A 21955-nucleotide genomic window follows, 5' to 3' on the forward strand; every position below is an offset into this window, starting at 1 on the left:
TGGCCGTTTTGAAGGTTTATTTTTAAAAACCAACACCATGGATCTACCGCGATTGCGGCATAGTCTGTGGGAGCAATATCTTTCACCTATCAGGCAACAAACGTGAAATCAAGAAATGAGATGAATTGTAATCAATGACGTTCCTTGAGGAGTTAGCACCGAGAATGTCTTTAGTGCGGTTACTTGTGCGAGAGCCTCGCGTCAATTTTGATCCCCTTACGGATCTTTAAGAAGACACTAGGATTCGTGATGTTATTACTCTCCCATATTTGGGGGTATTATGATTTCGATTGACCGTTTTAGAGGCGCACTCCTCACAACAATTCTTGCTGGTCTGGTTTCCATTCTTCTGGCAGTCATTATTTTCCGCATGATTGGGGAGCAGCCAGAAACCAATTCTTACGCCTTACTTGCAGAGGCTTTTTTGCAAGGCCGCTTTGAGGCTTCGCGCTGCTTTGATCTGGACTGTGCGCTTTTCGAAGACAAGATCTTTGTCATATTCCCCCCCGTACCAGCCTTAATCGCTCTGCCATTTGTGGCACTGTTTGGTGTAGGGTTTCATCATTTTATTGCTCTGGGACTGATTTGCTTTTTCATTACCGGCTTGGTGTGGTGGCAAATTACGCGCAACTACCAGACGGACTACCGACTGGCTCTATTGCTTGTCGCAGCGTTTCTTTTTGCGACACCGCTGCAATACACCGTGCTCCGCGCCGATGGTGTCTGGTTCTTTGCGCAAGCTGTCGCTGCGATGTTGACGTCACTGGCACTCTGGTCAGCGCTCATCAAGAGAAGTGCTTGGCTTGTGGGATTGTTTATCGGTCTCGCATTCCTCACCCGGCAGATGAGCATTCTTTACATGCCGTTCCTTTTTGTTCTGATGACCCCACCGGACAGGTCCATCTTTGCAATCAATGCTGAGAGTATTGGGCGCCTGCTCAAACTCGCAGTCTTTCCTGCAATCGCGGTAGGCATCTACTTTGCTTACAATTACGCCCGCTTCGGCGATCCTATGCAAACTGGATATGCATATATCTTCCCACCAGAATGGGATGCATTGGGTGATCCATCTGCAAAATGGATTGAGGCCCGCGTTCAAGAGCTGGGTCTGTTCCATCCGGACTACCTGCTCTTCAATCTGGTCCACTTTTTCGTGCAAGGACCGGATGTAGAGTTTTCAGGCAAGTATCTGACGAAGATCAGCGGCTTTGGCGACAAGGGTATAGCGCTCTTCATCGGCGCCCCGTTCCTGCTTTACTTCTTCCTCGCCAAATGGAACCGGGAATACCTTTTTGCAGGGCTGACGATCACTCTCATAGCAGGAGTGACACTGTTCTACCACTCCAACGGCTTTTCTCAGTATTCCGTGCAGCGCTACGTGCTGGACTGGCTCCCGCTCATGATGCTCTTCGTTGTGCGCACCGTGCGACAAGACAACATGGGGATTTTCACGATGCTTGTGGCGCAAGCTTTGTTTCTCAACGTCGCCATGCAAGCGCTTGCTTTTGCGGCAAACGGTTGAGCCAGGTTCTATCGGGATTTGCGGAAAGTGATCACCTTATGACCCAGATAGTTCGTCACCGCTCCAACAGCGATGGCAACACCATGTGCGAGTGCTTGCGCGATAAAGAGCGGCAGGGTTGTCATGAGCATTGCATTTAAACCAACAGACAGCCCAAGCACGATGAGAGCAGAGAACAGGTTCACCCCAAGAAAGATCAGTACCTGTCGTTTGATGCTCTCGGGTTTCTGCGCCCCTACAAACACAAAATGCTTATAGAGCGTGTATCCAACACTCATTCCAATGAAATAAGCCAGCAACACCGCCAGCCAGAACGGCATGAACACAGACAGTGCAATCCGCAACAGCCAATTTACAAAAGCAGCAAGACCACCAGCTAGCAAAAAGCGGATGATCTGCCTGAACTCTGGGCTGGTGTCATAAGAAGATTTCAGCGCAGCAAGGCGAGCGGCAACCATCAGATCAAATAGCCTCCGAACCAGGCAAACAAGAACAGAATGGCCAGAATACCACCAAGCACGAGGCTCTGCTTATCCTTTAACGCGAAGACCACAGGATCATCGTTCAACTCCAGTCTCTGGCATTTCAGCCAAACGCGACCAAGCCAAAGAAACAGAATGGGTGGCATGCCCCACAAAAGCACAGCTGCAGAATAAAAGTTGGCGTTGAATGCTTCATTGGTCAGGTAAAGCACCATAACCAGCGTTGCAGCCAGTCCACTTGCCGAGCCGAGTGCAAGCAACATCGGCAAATCTCTGTTTCGATACCCGCGCCCGGACATCTCCCCATTTGTACCAGCCTCCACATGGCGGCCAAGCTCCGTATGGCGTTTTGCCAAAGACAGCGAGAGGAACAAATACATAGAGAACACAAAGAGCCAGGGGGAGGGCGGCACATCAACCAGCGTTACACCAACCCCAAGACGCATTGTGAACAGTACGGCCAAAACAGCGGTATCGAGCAATGGTACGCGCTTCAGATAAAAAGAGTAGGCAACCGTTGTTATTAAATAAGCGAAAAGCCCCAGTACGACGAAGGGCCCTAACGCCGCCCCGATAGCAAAGCTCAGAGCAAACCCCAAAGGGATAGCCAGCATTGCATGGGCAATCTTCAGCTTGCCCGATGCCAACGGCCTTGCCTTCTTGCTCCAATGCTGACGATCTGCTTCAAGATCCCAAAGGTCGTTCAACAAATAAGTGGAGCTTGCAAGAATGCCGAGAGCCACAAAGCCCAGTACCGCACTCGCCCATGCTTCAGGGTTCAAAGCCTGACCACCCAGAATAAGAGGCACAAAGAGCAGTGTGTTCTTTGCCCACTGGTGGAGGCGCAAACTCTTCAGGAGAGGCCGAAAAAAACCATCAGGTCTTGCAAAGGTCTTTTCGACCTCACCACATCGCATCGCTTTTTGAGATAAACTGTCGGAAGGGTGAACGATTAAGGAGCGGACAGCGCTTTTAAAGACAGGCAGATCGGAAATACTATCACCAGCATACGCAAAACCATCCGGGAACCTTTGTTCCAGATAGTTCGCTTTGTTGCCTGATTTCAGATTGATCTTGCCGTTGCTGGCGTGAACTTCATTAACAAAACCGAGCCGATTAGCAACTGCGATAGCCAGAACTTCATCAGCGGCAGTCGCCATATGAACGTCACGTCCTTTACCAGCTTCTGCACGAGCATAGGCAACAACATCTCCGTTCAACGGCAGATTATCGATTTTTAAATCTACGCGAATGGCCAGTTGCTGTTTTACATAAGCGCGCCCGCGAATGAGCCAATAAAAAACAACGAATAAGTTCAATGGGTTGAATTTGAGGAACAGAATGAGTGCTTCAAAAAAGCAATCCGTCCGTATCAGCGTGTGATCAAGATCTAAAATAAGCGGCAGTTGTAATTCAGGTTCCGCCGACCTCTGAAGTCTCTGAATATCTTCCATATGCCCCACCCGAAGACTCTGCCCTGCAAAGAGTATGGGTTATGAATACCTAACTAATTACTCTCAATTTTGGTTAATAGTGTCTGCGAATGATTCAGATGTTTTTTCTTGGAAATTTTATTGGACGCAAAACTACTTAAAAAGCTTACAAAGCCTAGGATTGTGCAAGGTTCATAGCCAAACGATCTAGCTACATTTCCCCCAGGATATGATGCAGCGGGCATTTCTTGCGAAGAATACAATTGAATAAGAGAAAAACTACGTTAGAGTGCGTACCGGGATATGCGTATCTGCCAGCAGCGAGGGGAACTGAGCATAAAGCCACTCGTGGGGAGCTGCTAACAGGCGAAATAATTTCTATTTTGCGTTGCTCTCAGGAAAATATGCAATTTTTTGAGTTTGCCCTTCAATTGAGGTGAACTCTAGATCCTATTGAGAAATGTATCCAAGTCGGCGCTGTTGGGGAACAGGCGACCGATGTAGTGAGGAGATTCCTAGATGAAATTCAGCAAAAGCTCTCTTTTGGCGAGCGTAGTCGGCACCGCATTGCTATCTACCTCTGCATTTGCTGCCGGTGTTCATCCAGAAACAGGCGAGAAACTCGCTGACGACCAGACTTTCACATACCGTATTCTCGACGAGCACTCTTCATTTGACCCACAGGTCAACGAAGACGTATCTGGCTCCGAGATCTCACGTAACTTGTTTGAAGGTCTTTACAGCCAGGACAACCTTGGCAACCTGGTACCAGGTGTTGCTCTGAGCCACACTGTTTCTGACGACAACCTGACTTACACGTTCAAGCTTCGCGACAATGCTAAGTGGTCCGATGGCAAGCCTGTAACTGCAGGTGATTTCGTATATGCATGGCGCCGTTTGGCGAGCCCGGAACTCGCATCTCCATACCAGTGGTATGCTGAGCTGATGTCCGTTGAGAATGCAGACGCGATCGTTAAAGGCGATATGAAGCCAGAAGAACTCGGCATCAAAGCTATCGACGATCACACTCTTGAAGTAAAGCTGACAAAACCACTGCCTTACTTCACTGCAATGACCACACACTCCAGTACTTTCCCATCTCCTAAATGGGCGATTGAAGCACATGGCGCTGCCTGGACTAAGCCGGAAAATATCGTTTCTAACGGCGCTTATAAGCTGGTAAAGCACGTTCCGCAGGAAACTGCTATTATGGAGCGTAACACCAACTACTGGGACAACGAGAGCACAATCATCGACAAGGTTGAAACCCTTGTAATCAACGATGAAAACATCGCTCTAACCCGTTACCTTGCTGGCGAAACCGACCGCACCGAAGTTCCTGCAGGTCAGTTCCCACGTTTGAAGAAAGAGTATCCAGATCAGGCTGTGGTTTTCCCACGTCTCTGCTCTTACTACTACACCTTCAACCTGTCTGATTCCGGTCCGGAAGAGTTTAAAGATGTTCGTGTTCGCAAGGCACTGGCATACGCTCTTGACCGCCGCGTCATCACCGACGCAGTTCTTCAGGGCGGCCAGTTCCCAGCTTACACCTTCACTCCTGCTGTAACAGCTGGCTTTGAAGTTCCAAAAGTGGACTTCGCTGGTTGGTCCCAGCAAGAGCGTGATGCAAAAGCGAAAGAACTGCTTGAAGCTGCTGGCTTCACCAAAGACAACCCGCTTGAGTTTGACCTCGTTTACAACACTTCTGAAGGCCACAAGAAAATCGCTATTGCGATGACCCAGATGTGGAAGCAGAAGCTTGGCGTTAAAGTCAACATGAACAACATGGAATGGAAGACATTCCTGAACGAGCGTGGCAACCAGAACTTTGAGCTTGCTCGTGGTGCATGGTGTGGCGATTACAACGAAGCATCTACCTTCCTTGATCTGATGGATTCAGAATCCGGTTACAATGACGGTAAGTTTGTGAACGCTGAAGTTGATGAGCTGCTGTCAGGCGCAAAATCAACTGCAAACCCACAGCCAAACTACACTCGTATTGAAGAGATCATGTCTGCAGAAATGCCAGTCATTCCGATCTACCACTACACCAACGTTTACATGATGAACGCACAGTTGAAAAACTGGCCGATCAAAAACGCTGAGCAGAACTGGTACGCTAAAAACCTCTACAAGGTTGCGAAGTAATCCAGCAATCAAGAGCACCGGTGTCCCAGACGCCGGTGTTTTTGCATCTTTTTGTTGCTGAATCACCCGTTCTTCATACGAGACACTAATAACAATGCTCAGCTACATCCTACGAAGAGTGGCTATCGCAATTCCTACATTGCTGCTGCTCATAATAATCTCATTCTTGCTCATGCATGCGGCACCCGGTGGCCCATTCACATCCGAGCGTCCGCTCCCTCCTGCGGTTCTTGCCAACATTGAGGCCAAGTATGGCCTGAATAATCCAATATATGTTCAAATCGTCAACTATATTGGTGGAATCATTACAGAATTCGACTTCGGCCCATCCTTTAAGTACAAGGACCGAAGCGTAAATGACATCATCGCACATGGTTTTCCAGTCACACTGACCTACGGCTTCCTGTCGTTTGCAGTCGCAGTCATTGTTGGAGGCGCGCTAGGTATCGCAGCAGCGCTCAAACAGAACAGCTGGCTTGATTACTTTGCCGTTGGTGTTTCTATCGGTGCACAAGTGCTGCCTAACTTTGTTATGGCACCAATCCTTGTTCTGGTGTTCACGTTGTGGCTGGGCTGGTTGCCTGGTGGCGGCTGGAACGACGGACAGTGGAACCACCTGATCTTGCCGGTGATCGCACTTTCTACCAGCTACATGGCATCCGTTGCGCGTTTGACGCGGTCCTCCATGCTGGAAGTGTTGCATACCAACTTTATCCGCACAGCCATGGCTAAAGGCCTGCCGTATAGAGTTATCATCTTCAAGCACGCGCTTAAGCCTGCTTTGCTGCCAGTCATGTCTTATCTCGGCCCTGCGTTCGTCTCCATGATCACAGGTTCCGTTATCATTGACATGTACTTCTCAACCGGTGGTATCGGCCAGTTCTATGTGAACTCAGCACTCAACCGAGATTACGCTGTGATGATGGGCATCACGATCCTCATCGGTGGTCTCACCATTCTCTTCAATCTCATTGTCGACATCCTGTACGCATGGGTCGACCCGAAGATTAGATACTGAGGGCTGAGCACATGATGGTAGATGTTCAAAAAATGGAGCAGTTGGCAGACAATCTGGCTGCTCAAGAAGAAGTCGTAGGGCGTTCTCTGTTCGCTGATGCCCGTCGCCGCTTTTTCAAAAACAAGGCTGCAGTGGTCAGCCTGATCCTTTTGTGCGGTGTATTCCTGTTCTCAACCCTCGGTCACATGATCGCAGTTTGGTCCAACGAAGAGATCGATTGGGGTATTCTGGGTCAGATCGCAGAGCTCGGTGCACCAAACCTCGAGAACGGTCACTATTTTGGGGCCGATGAACTTGGTCGGGATCTGTTCGCTCGTGTCATTCAGGGAACTCAGATCTCGCTAATGGTCGGCATCGTCGGCGCCTTGATCGCTGTTATCGTTGGCACATTGTACGGCGCGATCGCTGGTTACTCTGGCGGCAAAGTCGACAACGTGATGATGCGTATCGTCGATATTCTGCAGTCCATTCCTTACATGTTTGTTCTGATCCTGCTGCTGGTGGTGTTCGGGCGTTCAATCTTCATGCTCTTCGTGGGTATCGGTTTGATCTCCTGGCTTGATATGTCTCGTATTGCACGGGGACAAACGCTGACGCTGAAGAACAAAGAGTTTGTTGAAGCTGCAATCGCGACTGGCGTAAAGCCGATTACGATCATCCTTCGTCACATCGTGCCGAACCTGCTGGGCGTTGTGGTCGTGTACTCAACCCTTCTGGTCCCACAGATGATCCTGACCGAGAGCTTTATTTCGTTCCTTGGTCTGGGTGTTCAGGAGCCTAACACCAGCTGGGGTGCGTTGATTGCTGAAGGCGCTGGAACAATGCAGTATGGCACGTTGTGGCAGCTGGCATTCCCAATGTTCTTCTTCATCATCACTCTGTTCAGCTTTTTCTTTATCGGCGACGGTCTGCGCGATGCGCTTGACCCTAAAGACCGGTAGGAGGTGAAATCGTGGCACTCTTGGATATCCAAAATCTACGGATCACCTACAACACTCCGGACGGAGTGGTAGAAGCCGTAAGAAACGTAAACCTGCAAATCGACAAGGGCGAGACCCTCGCGATCGTGGGTGAATCCGGCTCTGGTAAAAGCCAGACGGCCTTCGCGACCATGGGGCTTCTGCCTCATAATGCGCAGGTTTCCGGATCGATTAAGTATCAGGGTCAGGAGATCATCGGGCTTTCTCATGAGGGAATGAACAAGCTTCGCTCCAATGAGATCGCAATGATCTTTCAGGACCCAATGACCTCCCTAAACCCGTATTTGCGCATCTCGGACCAAATGGCTGAGACGCTCATTTACAACTCGCCAGACGGCAAGCGCATGAAGAAGAAAGATGCGATTGCTGAATGTGTGCGGATGCTCGAAGCAGTGAAGATCCCGAATGCAAAAAACCGCATTCATCTTTACCCGCATGAGTTCTCCGGCGGCATGCGTCAGCGTGTGATGATTGCAATGTCTTTGCTGTGTCGTCCAAAACTGCTGATCGCAGATGAGCCGACAACCGCACTGGATGTGACCGTTCAGGCACGCATCATGGATCTGCTGGTGGAACTTCAGGAAGAGTTCCACATGGCGATTGTTCTCATCACCCATAACCTCGGCATAGTGGCAGGCTCCTGTGAGCGCACCATGGTGATGTACAAGGGTGAGGTGATGGAGCAGGGCTCTACCGTAGATATCTTCGGCAAGCCAAGTCATCCATACACGCAAGGTCTGCTGAGCGCTGTTCCACGTCTGGACCAGGACGAAGAACGTCTGGTTACGCTGGATCGCAGCTTTGAAACCCAAATGGCGGAGGGCTGATTTTGAGCACGAAAGAGCCAATCTTATCCGTTCGCGACATGCGGGTGGAATTCAAAATCAAAAAGCAAAATGCTTTGCCTTGGCATCAGCCAGACATTCTGCGTGCGGTTAAAGGTGTTTCCTTTGATCTGGCAGAAGGGGAAACCCTCGGCATCGTTGGTGAATCCGGCTGTGGGAAGTCCACTCTTGCCCGTGCGATCATTCGTATGATCCCATCTCAGGGCGGCGAAGTGTTCTGGCAAGGCCGCGACCTGATGAAGATGAACGAGAAAGACCTTCTGGCGACCCGCAAGGAAATCCAGATGATCTTTCAGGATCCTCTCGCATCACTTAACCCACGTCTGACTGCTGGCCAGATCATCGCGGAACCGCTGAAAACGCACTATCCGAACACATCCAAGGATGAAGTGAAGAAGCAAGTGCGTGAGCTCATGGAGAAAGTTGGTCTGTCCGCACGGATGATCAACCGCTATCCGCACGAGTTCTCTGGCGGGCAGTGTCAGCGTATCGGAATCGCGCGTGCGCTGATCACCAATCCTAAGCTGATCATCTGCGACGAGCCTGTTTCCGCGCTTGACGTATCTGTTCAGGCACAGGTGGTGAACTTGCTGATGGACCTGCAGAAAGAGCTCGGCCTGTCTCTGCTGTTCATTGCACACGATCTGAGTGTGGTGAAGCACATCAGTAACCGCATTATGGTTCTTGAGTTTGGTGACATCGCTGAGATCGGCGAAGCACATGACGTGATCCACAATCCGCAGAGCCCTTACACCAAAGAGCTGATCAATGCGGTGCCGATCCCTGATCCTATTGCGGAACGCAAGCGCATCGCGGAACGGCGTGCGTTGGAGGCAAAAGCCTAAAAGAATTTGTATCCTGGATACAACAGACGGCGGGGCAAATGCTCCGCCGTTTTTTTATGTTTTGCATTTGAAGACCGACGCTGCCACATTGCCGCTCCAACCAGTTATATCTGCCCTTCAAGGCCATCATTATGCGCGAAACTCATAAAGGCTCCTGCCTGTGCGGGACCGTTCAATTTCAGATTCAGGCCACCTTTAAGAAGTTCTATTTCTGCCACTGCAGCTATTGCCGCAAAGGAACCGGCTCCGTTCACGGCTCCAATCTCTTTTCCTTTGATGCAGATTTCGCCTGTACCAGTGGAGAGGATTCCATAAAGTCCTACAATGTGCCGTCCACCCAGCACCGCAGAAGCTTTTGCGAAGAATGCGGCTCTCCAGTGCCCACACATGATCGCGAAAACAACTTCCTCGTTGTGCCTGCCGGGTCACTGGATACACCTGTCGATACCCAGCCGACCGCGCACATCTTCATGGCCAGCAAGGCAAATTGGGATGATCATCTGGAAGACGTCACGAAGTTTGATAAGTTCCCTGAGTAGTCCTAGGCTTTGTCTGTAACCTGTTCACTCGGCGAGCCCTTCTGCTTCCAGTCCATCCAGAACTTAAGCCCCATACCGACCAGAAGCCCCCAGAATGCTGCCCCAATGCCAAAGAAGGACAGACCGGACGCAGTGATCAGGAAGGTCAGAATGGCAGGCTCACGACTTGGCGCGTCTTTCAGCATGCTCTGAACCGAGACGGTGAGTGTTCCAATCAACGCCAGTCCGGCAACACCGCCAATCAAAATGCGCGGTGCCAGTTCAACCACACCGACAAACCCGGCAGAGAAGATGCCGAAGATGATATAGACAACTCCCGCAATCACTGCGGCCCAATACCGCTTTGCAGGGTCTTTGTGAGCATCCTCATTGGCACATATGGCAGCAGTGATGGCAGCAAGGCTGATCCCGTGCCCGCCAAATGGTGCACTGAGGACGGAACCAACACCTGTCCAGCTGAAAAGCGGCCCGGGAACGGGCTGATACCCAAAGGAACGAAGGATCGAGACACCCGGAATATTCTGGGACGCCATTGTGACGATATAGATCGGTATGCCAATCCCAATCAAAGCAGAGAGTGAGAACTCCGGTATGACAAACACGGGAGCTTGCACCAGCTTCAGCGAGGTAAGGCTTGAGGTATCTGCATGGAAATAAAGCACAACAAGGAAGGCCAACAAAGCAGCTGGAACGGCCAGTAACTTGTTAATCTGCCCCGCAACAAACCATGCCAGCACAACAGGCAAAGCGAGGGCAGGGATCTCGGCCACCGCTTCAAAGGGTACAAGACACAGTGGCAGGATGACGCCTGCCAGCATGGCTTGGGCCAGAGTAACCGGGATCAGGCCAACAATGCGGCCCAGAGGCTTCCAAAGCCCAGTTATGACCACAAGCAACCCAGCAAACACAAAGGCACCGACAGCGGCTGCAAATCCGCCCTCTGGAAGACCGGAGGTCGCCAACAACGCGGCACTGGGTGTGGACCAGGCGACGGAAATGGGCACACGCTTCCACAAGCTGAAGCCGATACCGCAAATCCCCATGGCGATGGCAAGTGCCATAAGGCCAGAGGTTGCTTGTTCTGCACTTGCGCCAACCCCGCTCAATCCATGCAACACAATGGCAAATGAACTGGCGAACCCAACAAAAGCAGAAAGAATACCAGCGCTGGTCGCACTAGCTGAAAGGGAGGAAGACATTAGGGCCCTGCAACAAGCTGTTGGCGTGAACCTCTCAAATTTGGGGAACAGAGAAGCCGCGCGAGGCGTGAGGAGATCTACTGGTAATGCTAACAGCCATGGTGCTGTGAGCAAGCCTTCAACCAGCACATTTATTTGAATTTTGCTCAACAAACACGTGTAGGGCATCATCCCATTGAAAATACTATAATTTATCAGGACCCAATTATCGGGAGAGGTTTTTCAATATTTACGTCCGAAGGCAGCCTGATAGGCTTTTCCAATCTTTGGCGGTATTGCGGATTGGCCTCATGTTCTCACTTGATGATCGGCGCAGAATTCTTGTGACAGGAGGTTCAGGCTTTCTGGGCTCCTATCTCAGTGAGACCCTTTTGGAGGCAGGGCATGAAGTGCTGTGCCTCGATAACTTCTTCACCGGCACCCGCATGAATGTGGAACATTTGCTGGATCACAAACGGTTTGAGCTGTTACGACACGATGTGTGCCAGCCGCTGTTTGTTGAGGTGGATGAAATCTACAATCTCGCCTGTCCGGCTTCTCCCGTTCACTATCAGTTTGACCCTGTGCAGACCACCAAGACCAGCGTGCTTGGTGCCATCAACATGCTGGGGCTGGCAAAGCGGGTTAAAGCCAAGATCCTGCAGGCCTCCACCTCTGAGATCTACGGTGATCCGCAGGTCCACCCGCAGCCGGAAGAGTATTGGGGCAACGTCAACCCCATTGGCGTACGCTCTTGTTATGATGAGGGAAAACGCTGCGCAGAGACGCTGTTTTACGACTACTACCGCCAGAACAACATCAACATCAGGGTCATGCGGATTTTCAACACCTATGGCCCGCGTATGCACCCCAATGACGGGCGTGTGGTTTCCAACTTCATCATGCAAGCGCTGACAAACAAGCCGATCACTCTGTATGGCGATGGCATGCAAACGCGGTCTTTCTGTTACCGGGATGATCTGGTGGACGGGATGATCAAACTGATGAATGCACCGGATCACATTTCCATGCCGGTCAACATCGGCAACCCCAAGGAATTCACCATCAAGCAACTTGCAGAGCTTGTGCTGGAGCTAACCGGGTCCAAGTCCCGGATCATCAGGGAGCCTCTACCTCAGGATGATCCGCTCCAGCGCAAACCTGACATCACCCGCGCCCGGGATTATCTGGGCTGGTGCCCAACCACAGAGCTGCGCGAGGGTTTGGCCAAAACTATCCAATACTTTGAACAGCTTATGTCCAAACAAGGAGAGACAGAGGCAAAGAAGCTTATGCCTGCGGAGTAGGGTAGCTCTTTCGCAAATGCAGTTTTCTACCACCCCATCGGGTGATGGTCGCTGAAGAATCCGCCATTTGGTCCGGCTTCTGGCAGTGTGGCGAGCCATATTCCGGTTTCGGCACCTTGCTCTGGTGTCCGTGGCGCAGTTTCACCGCCCATTCGGGTTGCGACCCATCCTGGGCACATGGAGTTGATCTTCACGCAAGACGGCAGTTCGCGTGAAAGCGCAAGGGTTAGGGCATTGAGCGCTGCTTTCGCCACGCCATAAGCGCCGGGGCCAGCCAGCCCTTCAGTGAAAGACCCCCAGTTGGAGCTCATGTTCACAATGCGCCCGTATTGCCTGTCGATCATAGCTGGAGCCGCACGTCGGATCAGGTGATACGGACCATGCACCATCACTTGCATGCTTTGTTCAAACTGTGCAGGGTTTTCCAGCATCGGCTCTTCATAGAGAACACCTGCGTTGTTCACCAAAACATCAATAGTCCCAATATCATCAAAGGCCTGTTCGATGGAGCGCAAGTCCGCAACATCCAGATGCACATGCCCGCAGTCAAGCTGCTTGGCAGCTTCCGCGCCTGCTTCCGCATTGCGCGAGCCTATAATGACGTCAAGGCCTTCTTTTTTCAGTCCTTTTGCGATGGCATACCCAATGCCCCTGTTACCACCGGTAATCAACGCACGTCTGGCCATCTGGCACCTCTGATCAGTTCACACCAACATTCACTGCAATTAAATAAGTAATTCATTTTCATATTATCATCAAGGCTCGCCAATGAGAAAGTGATCCGGGTCTCTTCCCTCATCCAAGTCGTAGGCAAAGCGGAAGGGTTCTGGGTTAAAGTACTCGCGATAATACTGAATTTTACCATGAGGCACGTGGAACAAGCCGCCATAAATCTGGTTGTATTCCCGTCCTGTGGTCAGAATCTCGACCTCACCCGTAAACTCCGCAAAGAGCCATTCAGGCGACATCATTGGGTAGAATTTCAGGTTGGAGGTGAAATCCGCTTCTCCAGCATTTTCCGGCCACGCGCTGTAGTGCTTGATCAGGTTGGCCTTGCCTTCCACCACATCTGGAAAGCCATCAGGCGAGTAGGGCATATCTTGCACTGCCCTTTCAGACCAGACATCGGCAAGAGCCTCCATATCCTTATTTTCCAAAGCTTTGAGGAACTTAACGACAGCAGCTTGCGCCTTGCGTCGTTTCAGGAAAGCAGGTGGATGGGCTTTGGCTCTGTTCTTGGCTGTCTCCAATATATCACCATTGCCATTCTCACTCTTCAGCACAAAACTATGCTTGAAGATACGCCAGTGATTGCTGCGCTTATGCAGGCGGAACTGATAGAGGCCCTCGACCTCCCAAACCTTGTCACCGACATACAGCTGCCCCGCAACCGAGCACGAGGCGTTGGCGATGCCTTCCTCGATGCGGATATTGAAATCATTGAGAGAATGGCGCATCAGGTCGAACCCCGGCAGCAGCTCTGCCCAGTCCATCAACTGTTGTTCCCGCGTCTTCTTATGCGCTGTGCCACCAAGCAGCGAGCTGTAGTCCATCTCCACGTGGTCGCTATAAAGCAGGCCAAGGCTCTCATAATCCCCCCGATCAAAACAGTTCACAACGCCTTCCAGCACCGTGGTTATGGCGGCGGTGTCTTTTGCTGTTTCAAGGTCGGACGGGTCGCTCATCGAAGATCCTGCTCAAAGCGTGGAAAGGAAGTGTTCAGCGACAGCTTCCAAAGCCCGGTCAATGGGTTGGGTCTTGTCATAAAAGTCAAACTGGCGGACATCCTCAAACCACAACGTTGTCGCCCGGTCACCCATACGTCGCGCAAACTCCTTTGCGCCTTTGGGGATCGCGGCAGCCTCACTGTGTACAATCAGGGTTGGTTGATTTTGCTTGTCCGCCGTGTGCACACCATCAAACGTTAGCCACGCTTCCCACGAAGCCAGATTGAACTTGTTGTCAAACTCCGGGATCAGGCCACGGTCTTCCTCGGTGTAATACTCCACGTCAAACATCAGTGCGGTGTCATCAACTTTACTCGCGGCTACAATGTAGCGCGGCTCTTCATGGGTCAGCGCATCGCGGCCCACCTTCATCAAGTTGCTGACGCCTTCCACACCGCCGTAAACCTCTGAGATAATTTCCGAATTATGAAGCCAGGGAGCGACAAGTGCCAGTGAGTGGACGTGCCGGTTTCCACCTGTTGCAGCGCTCATGTACCCTGCTGAAGCACAAATCCCCAATCCGCAGATCCTGTCCGGATTCACATCCAGGCATCGTCCCATAAAATCAATAGCCGCGCGAATATCATCCGTCTTGCGGACAGGGTCTTCCAGATACTTGGTTTTGCCATCATGCGCAGAAAGACCCCAGCCACGAAAATCGAATGCCAGCGCTACAAAGCCACGCATGGCAAGCTCAGAGGCGTAAAGACCTGCCATCTGCTCTTTCACTGAAGTCCAGGCTCCGGTGACCACAACCCCGGGAAGCTTGCCATTGGGCGGTCTTTTTTTCGGGAGGTAGAGATCTCCGTGCAAGACTTCACCGTGACACTCAAACTCCACGGGCCGTACTTCAACCTTGTCCAGATTATTACCGAGCTTCTTCCTCTCAGGCATTGGCTGATCCTTGGTTCTTTGCGCAATTGTTAAAGACTAGGATCAACCAAAGACCAGAACAGGCCTTTAACAGGCAACATGGGCTTGTCCGCATCGTAAAAACGTAACTGCACGAACACTGCAAAATCGCTTAAACTCCTAGCAGACCAGAACCGGACGCTGGGTCATTCGCACAATCCATTGAATGTAGTTTAGAATTAGCTAAATTATATATTGCTTTCTTAGCCGGCTACTCCCATATAAGCCGTGTTGCAGAAACGAGGCCTGAGATGAACGAGAAAGTCGCGCACTGGAATGCGGTTTATGATGCTCGCGAAGAAGAGTATCTGACCTGGTATGAGACCCAGCCAACACTGTCTTATCAGCTCGTCACCCAGCATCTCAAACTTGGCGAAACCTTCATTGATGTGGGTGGTGGCGCCTCTAAACTGATAAGCATACTGCACGCTGCAGGTTATGGACCGCTTGCCGTTCTCGATATCTCATCTGTCGTGCTGGAAGCTGGCAAAGAGCGTCTTGGCGGCGTTGCGGATGATGTAGAGTGGATCAACGCGGACATTACCACCTGGACACCAGAGAAGACCTATCAGGTCTGGCATGACCGGGCTGTCTTCCATTTCCTCACGGAGATTGAAGACCAGAAAGCCTATATAAACGCGCTGGTTAAGGCTGTTCCCGTTGGTGGCACTGCAATCATCTCCAGCTTTGCTGAGGATGGTCCTGAGAAATGTTCCGGTCTTCCTGTGCAGCGGTACACTTCGCGCACACTTGCCGCGAAACTCCAGGCGCTTGCGCCGGGTGTCTTTGCGCTGACAGACGCACAAACACATACTCACATTACGCCAAAGAAAAACCAGCAGAATTTCCAGACAAGTGTGTTCGAGCGCGTTGCGTAATATGTAAAAGACCGACTTGAGAACCCTGTAAGCCCCTATTAGAACGGCGGAATTCAGCAAGCGATCTATATTTATCAGAAATCATAGATGGCGATTTACCATCATCTTGGCAAAATGTTGTCCCATCATGTGTTTCTAATCAGACTGCTTGCAGAGTTGAGTATGTAGCAGGCGACGATTTGGGAAAGAGGCGAATTATGAGTGATACGAACAGGTCCCACTCCGAGTATTCAGAGGACTTCCTTGTACCTGCTTCCAAATCTTCCATTCTCGAAGCCGCTATAACCTGCTTTGAGAAGTTCGGTTACTTTGAGACCACTTACGCTGATATCGCCGCAAACGCTGGCCTGAAGGTGAAGGATGTAACGCAGGTCTTTCCTACGAAAGATCAGGTACTTGCCGAATACATCACCACCTATGAAGATGCCCTGCGCATTCAGCTGGATGACCATGACAAGGACGAGGAAACGCAGCTGCAACAGATTTACTTCATCTGCAAAACAGCGCTGATTTTCCTGCGCACCCACAGGGTGATCACCGCCATCTGGTTTGAGTTCTATCGCCACAACGTGGCCAAGGTGGTTCTGCGCCGCTTCTTCGGGCAGATCAAAGCCCGGCTTTCCGATCTGGTCAAGGAAGGCATAGAGCAGGGTAATATCAAAGAGAAAGACGAGCACGACGTGGTGGAAGCTATAATCGCTCTCGTCGAAGGGACTTTGATCATTTCCCGTCTTGAAGAGTCGACAGACTTCGAACAGCGCTTCGACAATTCATGGTCGATCATGGAAGAGGGGCTGCGGGCATAACTCAGCCCCGGCCTTCACCCCAATCATCAACAATCCCCGCTGGTCCACTCAGGGAATTACCCGCATTGAAGTCCTTGTGAATAGACGTCATAAGGGATATTCCGAAGTGGGCTAGACGACCGGTCTATTTTTAATTAAAACACACCATATGAAGATGAAGAAAAGCGAAGCCACAAGACTACACATCTTGGAAACCGGACGTAAGTTGATAGCAGAGCAGGGTTTTTCCAGCATGGGCCTGAGCGTACTGTTAAAAACCGCCGGCGTTCCGAAAGGCTCATTCTATCATTACTTCGAGTCCAAAGAGCACTTTGGTTGCGTACTCGTCCAACAATACCTAGATGAATATATGAGAAGCTTGGATGCCCTGCTTGCGACAGAGGCTCTGAGCATGCGTGAAAAGCTGTTCCAGTACTGGCACCTTTGGGAGAACTATCAACACTCCGAGGATGCATCGAAGCACTGTCTGATCGTAAAGCTAAGCGCGGAAATAGCAGACATTTCTGAAGATATGAGAGAGCTGTTGGCCCAGATGACCACCAGAGTAGAGAAACGTTTAGGCGACATCATAGAAGCCGGCATCAAAGACGGTTCTATAGCACCCAAGTTAGAAGCCAGAATGGCCGCTCAGGTGCTCTACCAGATGTGGCTCGGCGCCAGCCTCATCGGAAAAGTTACACGAGATAAGAAACCACTCCAGAAAGCACTGGAGGTCACAGAAATAATGCTGCCTGCTGCATAACGCCATCAACCCGTATGAACCCTAGTCCATCAGACGCCAGTCCAAAATCTAAGGTGAAGATATGAAAGTCTTCTATGACACTGACACTACAGCAGAAAACGGACGCTCCGCCAAACCGACGTTGAGCGACGAAGCTGCTAAAATTCGAGTGACCCCTCCAGGAGTTGAAGGCCCTGGCATTACACCGGAAGAACTCTTCGCAGTGGGTTATGCCTCTTGCTTTGAGCATTCGCTAAAAATGGTTTCCGGACACAAGGAATACCCGTTGAACTCCATTGAAGTGCGTGCCGAAGGCAATGTTATCGAAAAAGCAGAGGGTGGATATGTGCTGGATATTGACCTGCACCTGGAATTCTCTGGTTTGACCCGTGAGCAAGCCGATGACGTGATCCAGACAGCACACACACTTTGCCCGTACTCCAACGCGATTTGTGGCAATGTTGACCTGCGCGTTTACACCAAGCTGAATTCATAAAATCTAATAATAACAAAGCATTACTGACATTAATTGAGGAACCTGAAATGCCGCAGAATACCGAAGTGAACCGCCAGATTGTGCTGGCGGAACGCCCTGTCGGGGCTCCAACATCCAAAAACTTCCGTCTTGAGGAAGCCGCTATCCCGACACCGGGTGAAGGCGAAATGCTGCTGCGTACGGTTTATCTGTCTCTGGACCCGTATATGCGCGGTCGTATGAGCGATGCCAAATCCTATGCAGATCCGGTGGAAATCGGGGATGCCATGGTCGGCGGAACTGTTTCTGTCGTGGTGAAATCCAACCTGAAGAACTTCAGCGAAGGCGACTGGGTGGTGAGCCTGGGTGGTTGGCAAGACTACTCAATTTCCAATGGCGAGATGGTTTTCAACCTTGGCAAAGAGCCAGCAATGCCATCCTGGGCACTGGGTATTATGGGCATGCCGGGCTTCACCGCCTACGCTGGCCTGTTGGAAATTGGCGAGCCGAAACCGGGTGAAACCATTGCTGTTGCAGCAGCTTCCGGCCCAGTTGGCGCAACCGTTGGCCAGATCGGCAAGATCAAAGGCTGCCGCGTTGTTGGCATCGCAGGCGGTGCGGAAAAGTGCAAGCACGCCGTTGATAACCTTGGTTTTGACGTTTGCCTTGACCGCAACTCTCCAACCTTTGCGCAGGACCTGAAAGCTGCTTGTCCGGACGGAATTGACGTTTATTTTGAGAACGTTGGCGGTGCTGTGTTTGATGCGGTTTTGCCGCTTCTCAACGCAAATGCCCGTATTCCGCTGTGTGGATTGATCTCTCAATACAACGCAACAAGCCTGCCGGATGGTCCGGATCGTATGGGCCTGTTGATGGGCACTTTGCTGGTAAAGAAAATCCGCATGCAGGGCTTCATCATCTTTGACAGTTTCCCAAATCTTTACCCTAAATTCGCAGCGGATATGCAGCAGTGGATTGCAGAGGGTAAAGTGAAGTACCGCGAGCAAATGGTAGACGGTTTGGAAAATGCGCCGGAAGCTTTCATGGGCCTCCTGGAAGGTAAGAACTTCGGCAAACTCGTCGTAAAAATCGGCGACTGATCTCAAAACGAGAATAACAAAAACAACACGAACACCAGTGCCACGGCACTGGTGGCTACTCCCCCTATGCCTGCTGAAAGGTAGATCACAATGAACGTGCTTATGGTCCTCACATCCCACGACAAGCTGGGCAACACAGGCGAAAAGACCGGTTTCTGGCTGGAAGAGTTCGCGGCCCCTTACTACGTCTTCAAAGACGCTGGCGCGACAATCACTCTGGCCTCTCCTGTTGGCGGCCAGCCTCCGCTGGACCCGAAAAGCGACCTGCCGGATTTCCAGACTGCCGCAACTGACCGCTTCAAGGCAGATGCAGCTGCAAATGATGCTTTGGCCAACACGGTGAAACTAGACGGTGTCTCTGCTGATGCATTTGACGCTGTGTTTTACCCGGGTGGCCATGGTCCGCTGTGGGATCTGGTCGATAACACAGCCTCTATCTCTCTGATCGAGCAGCTGTATTCCGCTGGCAAACCAGTCGGTGTTGTCTGTCATGCCTCCGCCGCACTGGTCAACGCTAAGGCTGCAGATGGCTCTGCGCTGGTCAACGGCAAGAAGGTCACTGGCTTTTCCAATACAGAAGAAGACGCTGTGCAGCTGACCGATGTTGTGCCGTTGCTGGTGGAAGATGCCTTGCAGGAAAAAGGCGCGATCTATGAGAAGGGCGCTGATTGGGGTTCTTTCATTCTGGAAGATGGCAACCTGATCTCCGGCCAGAACCCGGCTTCCTCTGAAGCTGCAGCAAAAGCAATTCTGGCGCGTTTGAGCTAACCCTCCAGCGTACCTCGAACATGAAAACCGGTGCGGAGTTATGCTCTGTGCCGGTTTTTTATTGTCCGCTCCATGACGGGCATAAGTCCCGCCAGTTCAGTTTGCGTTCCTTTGTGCGTTCGTTTGCGTTCTTTACGTTTTGCGTGCGTTGCAAAGTAAAATAAGCCGCTCTTACGCAGCCTGCCTGGCACCTAGCAGAGCTTTGACCACCGCCTCCATCTTTTCTGAATAATCCTTCGCATCTGCAGAGGTAACAAAGACCCCTTTGGCAGCCAGCACGAGGACCATGGTCGTCTCTGCAGGAGAAGGCGAGAGCTGTCTGCTTTCGATGAATTTTTCTAAGCAGTTTTCAAAACGGTCGATGGGTGTTTCTGCTCTGGATGCGACCAACTGCAAACCGCCCTCCAATATGTCAGCCCCATGAGGCGACTGGCAGACCATCGATACGTGATCCCCGCCCCACCGCTCGAACGCCTCCAGAATAGCATCCAGCGCAGCATCGGGTGGTGCGTTGTCCAACACGGCGATGGCCGTGTCATTCACCTCAGACATAAACTCCAGCAGTGCCCAGTCACGCACATGATCTTTCGTCTTGAAGCGATTGTACAGCGTCTGCCGTGTGACCCCGACAGCCTCTGCCAAATCACTCATGGTTGTCTTGTGAAGGCCGTAGTGGCTGAGCAGCTCGACCACGGGCTTGTAGTTGATCATCGATGCCATTTGACTCTTTTTACATTTTTTATATAACTTGTCAAAATTGAATGACGAGAATCTTTGGTTCGGCTCGCCCCACTGAAGGAAATGGAGTGTCCCCATGAAACGCTATCGTATCGGTTATGTTGCAGTGCCGGGATTCAATGAAGCCGAACTTGGCGAAATGCAGGCCGTTCTGGGTATCAATCCACTCAATCGCCCCAGCATTATTGGCGCGACCACAAAACCAGTAACTGGTCAGCATGGTCTGACCCTTGTGCCGGATCGTGTCTTTCAAGACCGCACACCACTCGATGTGCTGGTCATTCCAGACATTCCGACAGCGGCACAGGATGATCCCGCCTTCCACGCTTTTCTGACTGATCAGTGCTCGCGGATTGCCTACGTGGTCGCCTCAAGCGGCGGCGTTCTTGCGCTTGCCAAGGCCGATGTGTTGGAAGGCAAAACCGCAACTGCAGATGATCAGGGAACAAAATTGCTGGCTGACTATGGCGTCAAACCAGTGTTTGAACGCAGGGCAGTGGTGGATGGCAAGTTTTACACCGCAGGTCATTCCACAGGCATGATTGAAGCTGCCTTCATGGTGCTGGAAAAGCTACGCGGCACCAGCTTTGCCAAGTTTGCAGAGCTGACACTGGAATACGACCCGCACCCTCAGTTCACCGCTCACACTCCAAAAAAGCCAGTGGATCTGACAGCTGGCGATGCCCCAACTATCGCTATTGCACTGCCCTCAGGATGCTATTTGCCAGACTTCCTGGGGGCAGTTGAAGTTTTGAGTGCGTTCCCCAACTCTAAGCTTCATGTGGTCTCTCACGACAAAACTCCAGTGCAATGCTTGCTTGGCCCCAAGGTCGTGCCAACCACCACCTTTGCCACGTGCCCGCAGGTTGACTTCGTCATTATGGGCGCAACACAGCCAATGCTGCTGAAAGACAAGGAACTGCTGGATTTCATCCGGCGACAGGAACCTGCTGCAAAAGGCATGATTTCCGTCTGTGCAGGAACATTGGTGTATGCAACAGCTGGCATTCTGGATGGCAAAACAGCCACCTCCAATTTCCATCACACCCCGCTGCTGGACAAACTCGGCGCTAAATCCAGCGGAACAGAGGTGGCGGTTGATGGCAAGTTTTACAGCGCGGGCCCTGCCATCGGCTCCTATGAAGTCGCGCTGAAAGCAGTCCGTGACATGTATGGAATAGATATCGCGCACCACATTGAGCAAAACGTGCTGGAATACGCACCCAAGCCAGTCTTTGGCGTCGGCTCGCCGGAAAAGGCAGGCAAGTGGCTAGCCCGTATCAGCAAATACCTCATCGCAGCAAGCTTACCCTTTTACCTGAGCGCAGGCCGCAGAGGGGCCAGATATGTCAAATCTCAGGCATCAGCGAGGCTTTTGAAACCAACAAGCACTTGATCGGCCTTTGACCCTATCGCTTTTCAAAGACAACGGAACACTGAGTGAGTTGGCCGAGTGTACACTCCACACCCTACGCTTCCCTTGGCCAGCAAGCATACTGGAGCACCCAAGCCGCTCCAGTATGCACTCCCGTT

Annotated in this window: 22 protein-coding genes; 15 read left to right on the top strand and 7 right to left on the bottom strand. The window is 51.4% G+C overall.

What is annotated here, in order from left to right; genetic code table 11:
• Positions 1-280 precede the first annotated feature (280 nt).
• Positions 281-1522 (top strand): glycosyltransferase family 39 protein, encoded by a 1242-nt coding sequence (locus tag PsAD5_RS17640; RefSeq protein ID WP_063293029.1) that lies wholly within the window; start codon positions 281-283, stop codon positions 1520-1522.
• A gap of 8 nt (positions 1523-1530) precedes the next feature.
• Here PsAD5_RS17640 and PsAD5_RS17645 read toward each other — a convergent pair whose 3' ends face one another.
• Positions 1531-1980, bottom strand: a complete 450-nt coding sequence (locus tag PsAD5_RS17645) for a GtrA family protein (protein WP_063293030.1) — start codon at positions 1978-1980, stop codon at positions 1531-1533.
• Complete coding sequence (locus tag PsAD5_RS17650) at positions 1980-3458, bottom strand: UbiA family prenyltransferase (RefSeq protein ID WP_084405997.1); 1479 nt, start codon at positions 3456-3458, stop codon at positions 1980-1982. The genes PsAD5_RS17645 and PsAD5_RS17650 overlap by 1 nt, the downstream gene beginning before the upstream one ends.
• A 498-nt stretch (positions 3459-3956) precedes the next feature.
• On the opposite strand from PsAD5_RS17650, the gene PsAD5_RS17655 reads away from it, so the two are divergent.
• The 6 genes from PsAD5_RS17655 (at position 3957) to PsAD5_RS17680 (ending at position 9812) form a co-directional block, all read left to right on the top strand.
• The gene (locus PsAD5_RS17655) at positions 3957-5585 is read left to right on the top strand and encodes a peptide ABC transporter substrate-binding protein (RefSeq protein WP_063287808.1); all 1629 of its coding nucleotides are present in this window, start codon (positions 3957-3959) and stop codon (positions 5583-5585) included.
• A gap of 94 nt (positions 5586-5679) precedes the next feature.
• Positions 5680-6603, top strand: coding sequence for an oligopeptide ABC transporter permease OppB (gene oppB, locus PsAD5_RS17660; protein WP_057463860.1), 924 nt, complete (start codon positions 5680-5682; stop codon positions 6601-6603).
• A gap of 11 nt (positions 6604-6614) precedes the next feature.
• Positions 6615-7544: an ABC transporter permease subunit gene (locus PsAD5_RS17665; protein ID WP_193757828.1), complete on the top strand. Its 930-nt coding sequence runs from the start codon at positions 6615-6617 to the stop codon at positions 7542-7544.
• Positions 7545-7555: 11 nt separating this feature from the next.
• The gene (locus tag PsAD5_RS17670; protein WP_063293031.1) at positions 7556-8410 is read left to right on the top strand and encodes an ATP-binding cassette domain-containing protein; all 855 of its coding nucleotides are present in this window, start codon (positions 7556-7558) and stop codon (positions 8408-8410) included.
• A gap of 2 nt (positions 8411-8412) precedes the next feature.
• Positions 8413-9273 carry an ATP-binding cassette domain-containing protein gene (locus PsAD5_RS17675; protein WP_057463858.1) on the top strand — a complete coding sequence of 287 codons (861 nt, stop codon included), beginning with the start codon at positions 8413-8415 and terminating at the stop codon, positions 9271-9273.
• Between the two features lie 131 nt (positions 9274-9404).
• Positions 9405-9812, top strand: coding sequence for a GFA family protein (locus PsAD5_RS17680; protein WP_057463857.1), 408 nt, complete (start codon positions 9405-9407; stop codon positions 9810-9812).
• Positions 9813-9814: 2 nt separating this feature from the next.
• Here PsAD5_RS17680 and PsAD5_RS17685 read toward each other — a convergent pair whose 3' ends face one another.
• Positions 9815-11011, bottom strand: a complete 1197-nt coding sequence (locus tag PsAD5_RS17685; protein ID WP_063293032.1) for a benzoate/H(+) symporter BenE family transporter — start codon at positions 11009-11011, stop codon at positions 9815-9817.
• A gap of 290 nt (positions 11012-11301) precedes the next feature.
• Here PsAD5_RS17685 and PsAD5_RS17690 point away from each other — a divergent pair, with 290 nt between their 5' ends.
• Positions 11302-12297 carry a UDP-glucuronic acid decarboxylase family protein gene (locus PsAD5_RS17690; protein WP_063293033.1) on the top strand — a complete coding sequence of 332 codons (996 nt, stop codon included), beginning with the start codon at positions 11302-11304 and terminating at the stop codon, positions 12295-12297.
• Between the two features lie 26 nt (positions 12298-12323).
• Here PsAD5_RS17690 and PsAD5_RS17695 read toward each other — a convergent pair whose 3' ends face one another.
• The 3 genes from PsAD5_RS17695 to PsAD5_RS17705 all read right to left on the bottom strand — a co-directional run bounded on the left by PsAD5_RS17695 (position 12324) and on the right by PsAD5_RS17705 (position 14918).
• Positions 12324-12983, bottom strand: a complete 660-nt coding sequence (locus tag PsAD5_RS17695; RefSeq protein ID WP_063293034.1) for an SDR family NAD(P)-dependent oxidoreductase — start codon at positions 12981-12983, stop codon at positions 12324-12326.
• A gap of 69 nt (positions 12984-13052) precedes the next feature.
• Positions 13053-13982: a nuclear transport factor 2 family protein gene (locus PsAD5_RS17700; RefSeq protein ID WP_063293035.1), complete on the bottom strand. Its 930-nt coding sequence runs from the start codon at positions 13980-13982 to the stop codon at positions 13053-13055.
• A 12-nt stretch (positions 13983-13994) separates the two neighbouring features.
• Positions 13995-14918: an alpha/beta hydrolase gene (locus PsAD5_RS17705; protein ID WP_063293036.1), complete on the bottom strand. Its 924-nt coding sequence runs from the start codon at positions 14916-14918 to the stop codon at positions 13995-13997.
• 269 nt (positions 14919-15187) lie between these two features.
• Here PsAD5_RS17705 and PsAD5_RS17710 point away from each other — a divergent pair, with 269 nt between their 5' ends.
• From PsAD5_RS17710 to PsAD5_RS17735, 6 genes are all read left to right on the top strand, one after another.
• Positions 15188-15814 (top strand): class I SAM-dependent methyltransferase, encoded by a 627-nt coding sequence (locus PsAD5_RS17710; protein WP_063293037.1) that lies wholly within the window; start codon positions 15188-15190, stop codon positions 15812-15814.
• 197 nt (positions 15815-16011) lie between these two features.
• Positions 16012-16620 carry a TetR/AcrR family transcriptional regulator gene (locus PsAD5_RS17715; RefSeq protein ID WP_057462420.1) on the top strand — a complete coding sequence of 203 codons (609 nt, stop codon included), beginning with the start codon at positions 16012-16014 and terminating at the stop codon, positions 16618-16620.
• Positions 16621-16768: 148 nt separating this feature from the next.
• On the top strand, positions 16769-17362 hold the full coding sequence (locus PsAD5_RS17720; protein WP_063293038.1) for a TetR/AcrR family transcriptional regulator: 594 nt from the start codon (positions 16769-16771) through the stop codon (positions 17360-17362).
• 61 nt (positions 17363-17423) lie between these two features.
• The gene (locus tag PsAD5_RS17725) at positions 17424-17837 is read left to right on the top strand and encodes an Ohr family peroxiredoxin (protein ID WP_082596691.1); all 414 of its coding nucleotides are present in this window, start codon (positions 17424-17426) and stop codon (positions 17835-17837) included.
• Between the two features lie 47 nt (positions 17838-17884).
• The gene (locus tag PsAD5_RS17730; protein WP_063293039.1) at positions 17885-18916 is read left to right on the top strand and encodes an NADP-dependent oxidoreductase; all 1032 of its coding nucleotides are present in this window, start codon (positions 17885-17887) and stop codon (positions 18914-18916) included.
• 90 nt (positions 18917-19006) lie between these two features.
• On the top strand, positions 19007-19684 hold the full coding sequence (locus PsAD5_RS17735) for a type 1 glutamine amidotransferase domain-containing protein (protein WP_063293040.1): 678 nt from the start codon (positions 19007-19009) through the stop codon (positions 19682-19684).
• Between the two features lie 171 nt (positions 19685-19855).
• Here the strand turns inward: PsAD5_RS17735 and PsAD5_RS17740 are convergent, their stop codons facing one another.
• A complete protein-coding gene (locus PsAD5_RS17740) occupies positions 19856-20404 on the bottom strand; it encodes a TetR/AcrR family transcriptional regulator (protein WP_208988677.1) in 549 nt (182 codons plus the stop codon).
• A 94-nt stretch (positions 20405-20498) separates the two neighbouring features.
• Between PsAD5_RS17740 and PsAD5_RS17745 the strand changes: the two genes are divergently transcribed.
• Positions 20499-21818, top strand: coding sequence for a DJ-1/PfpI family protein (locus PsAD5_RS17745; RefSeq protein ID WP_063293042.1), 1320 nt, complete (start codon positions 20499-20501; stop codon positions 21816-21818).
• Positions 21819-21955 lie beyond the last annotated feature (137 nt).

The sequence above is a fragment of the Pseudovibrio sp. Ad5 genome (assembly GCF_001623095.1).
Classification (GTDB): domain Bacteria; phylum Pseudomonadota; class Alphaproteobacteria; order Rhizobiales; family Stappiaceae; genus Pseudovibrio.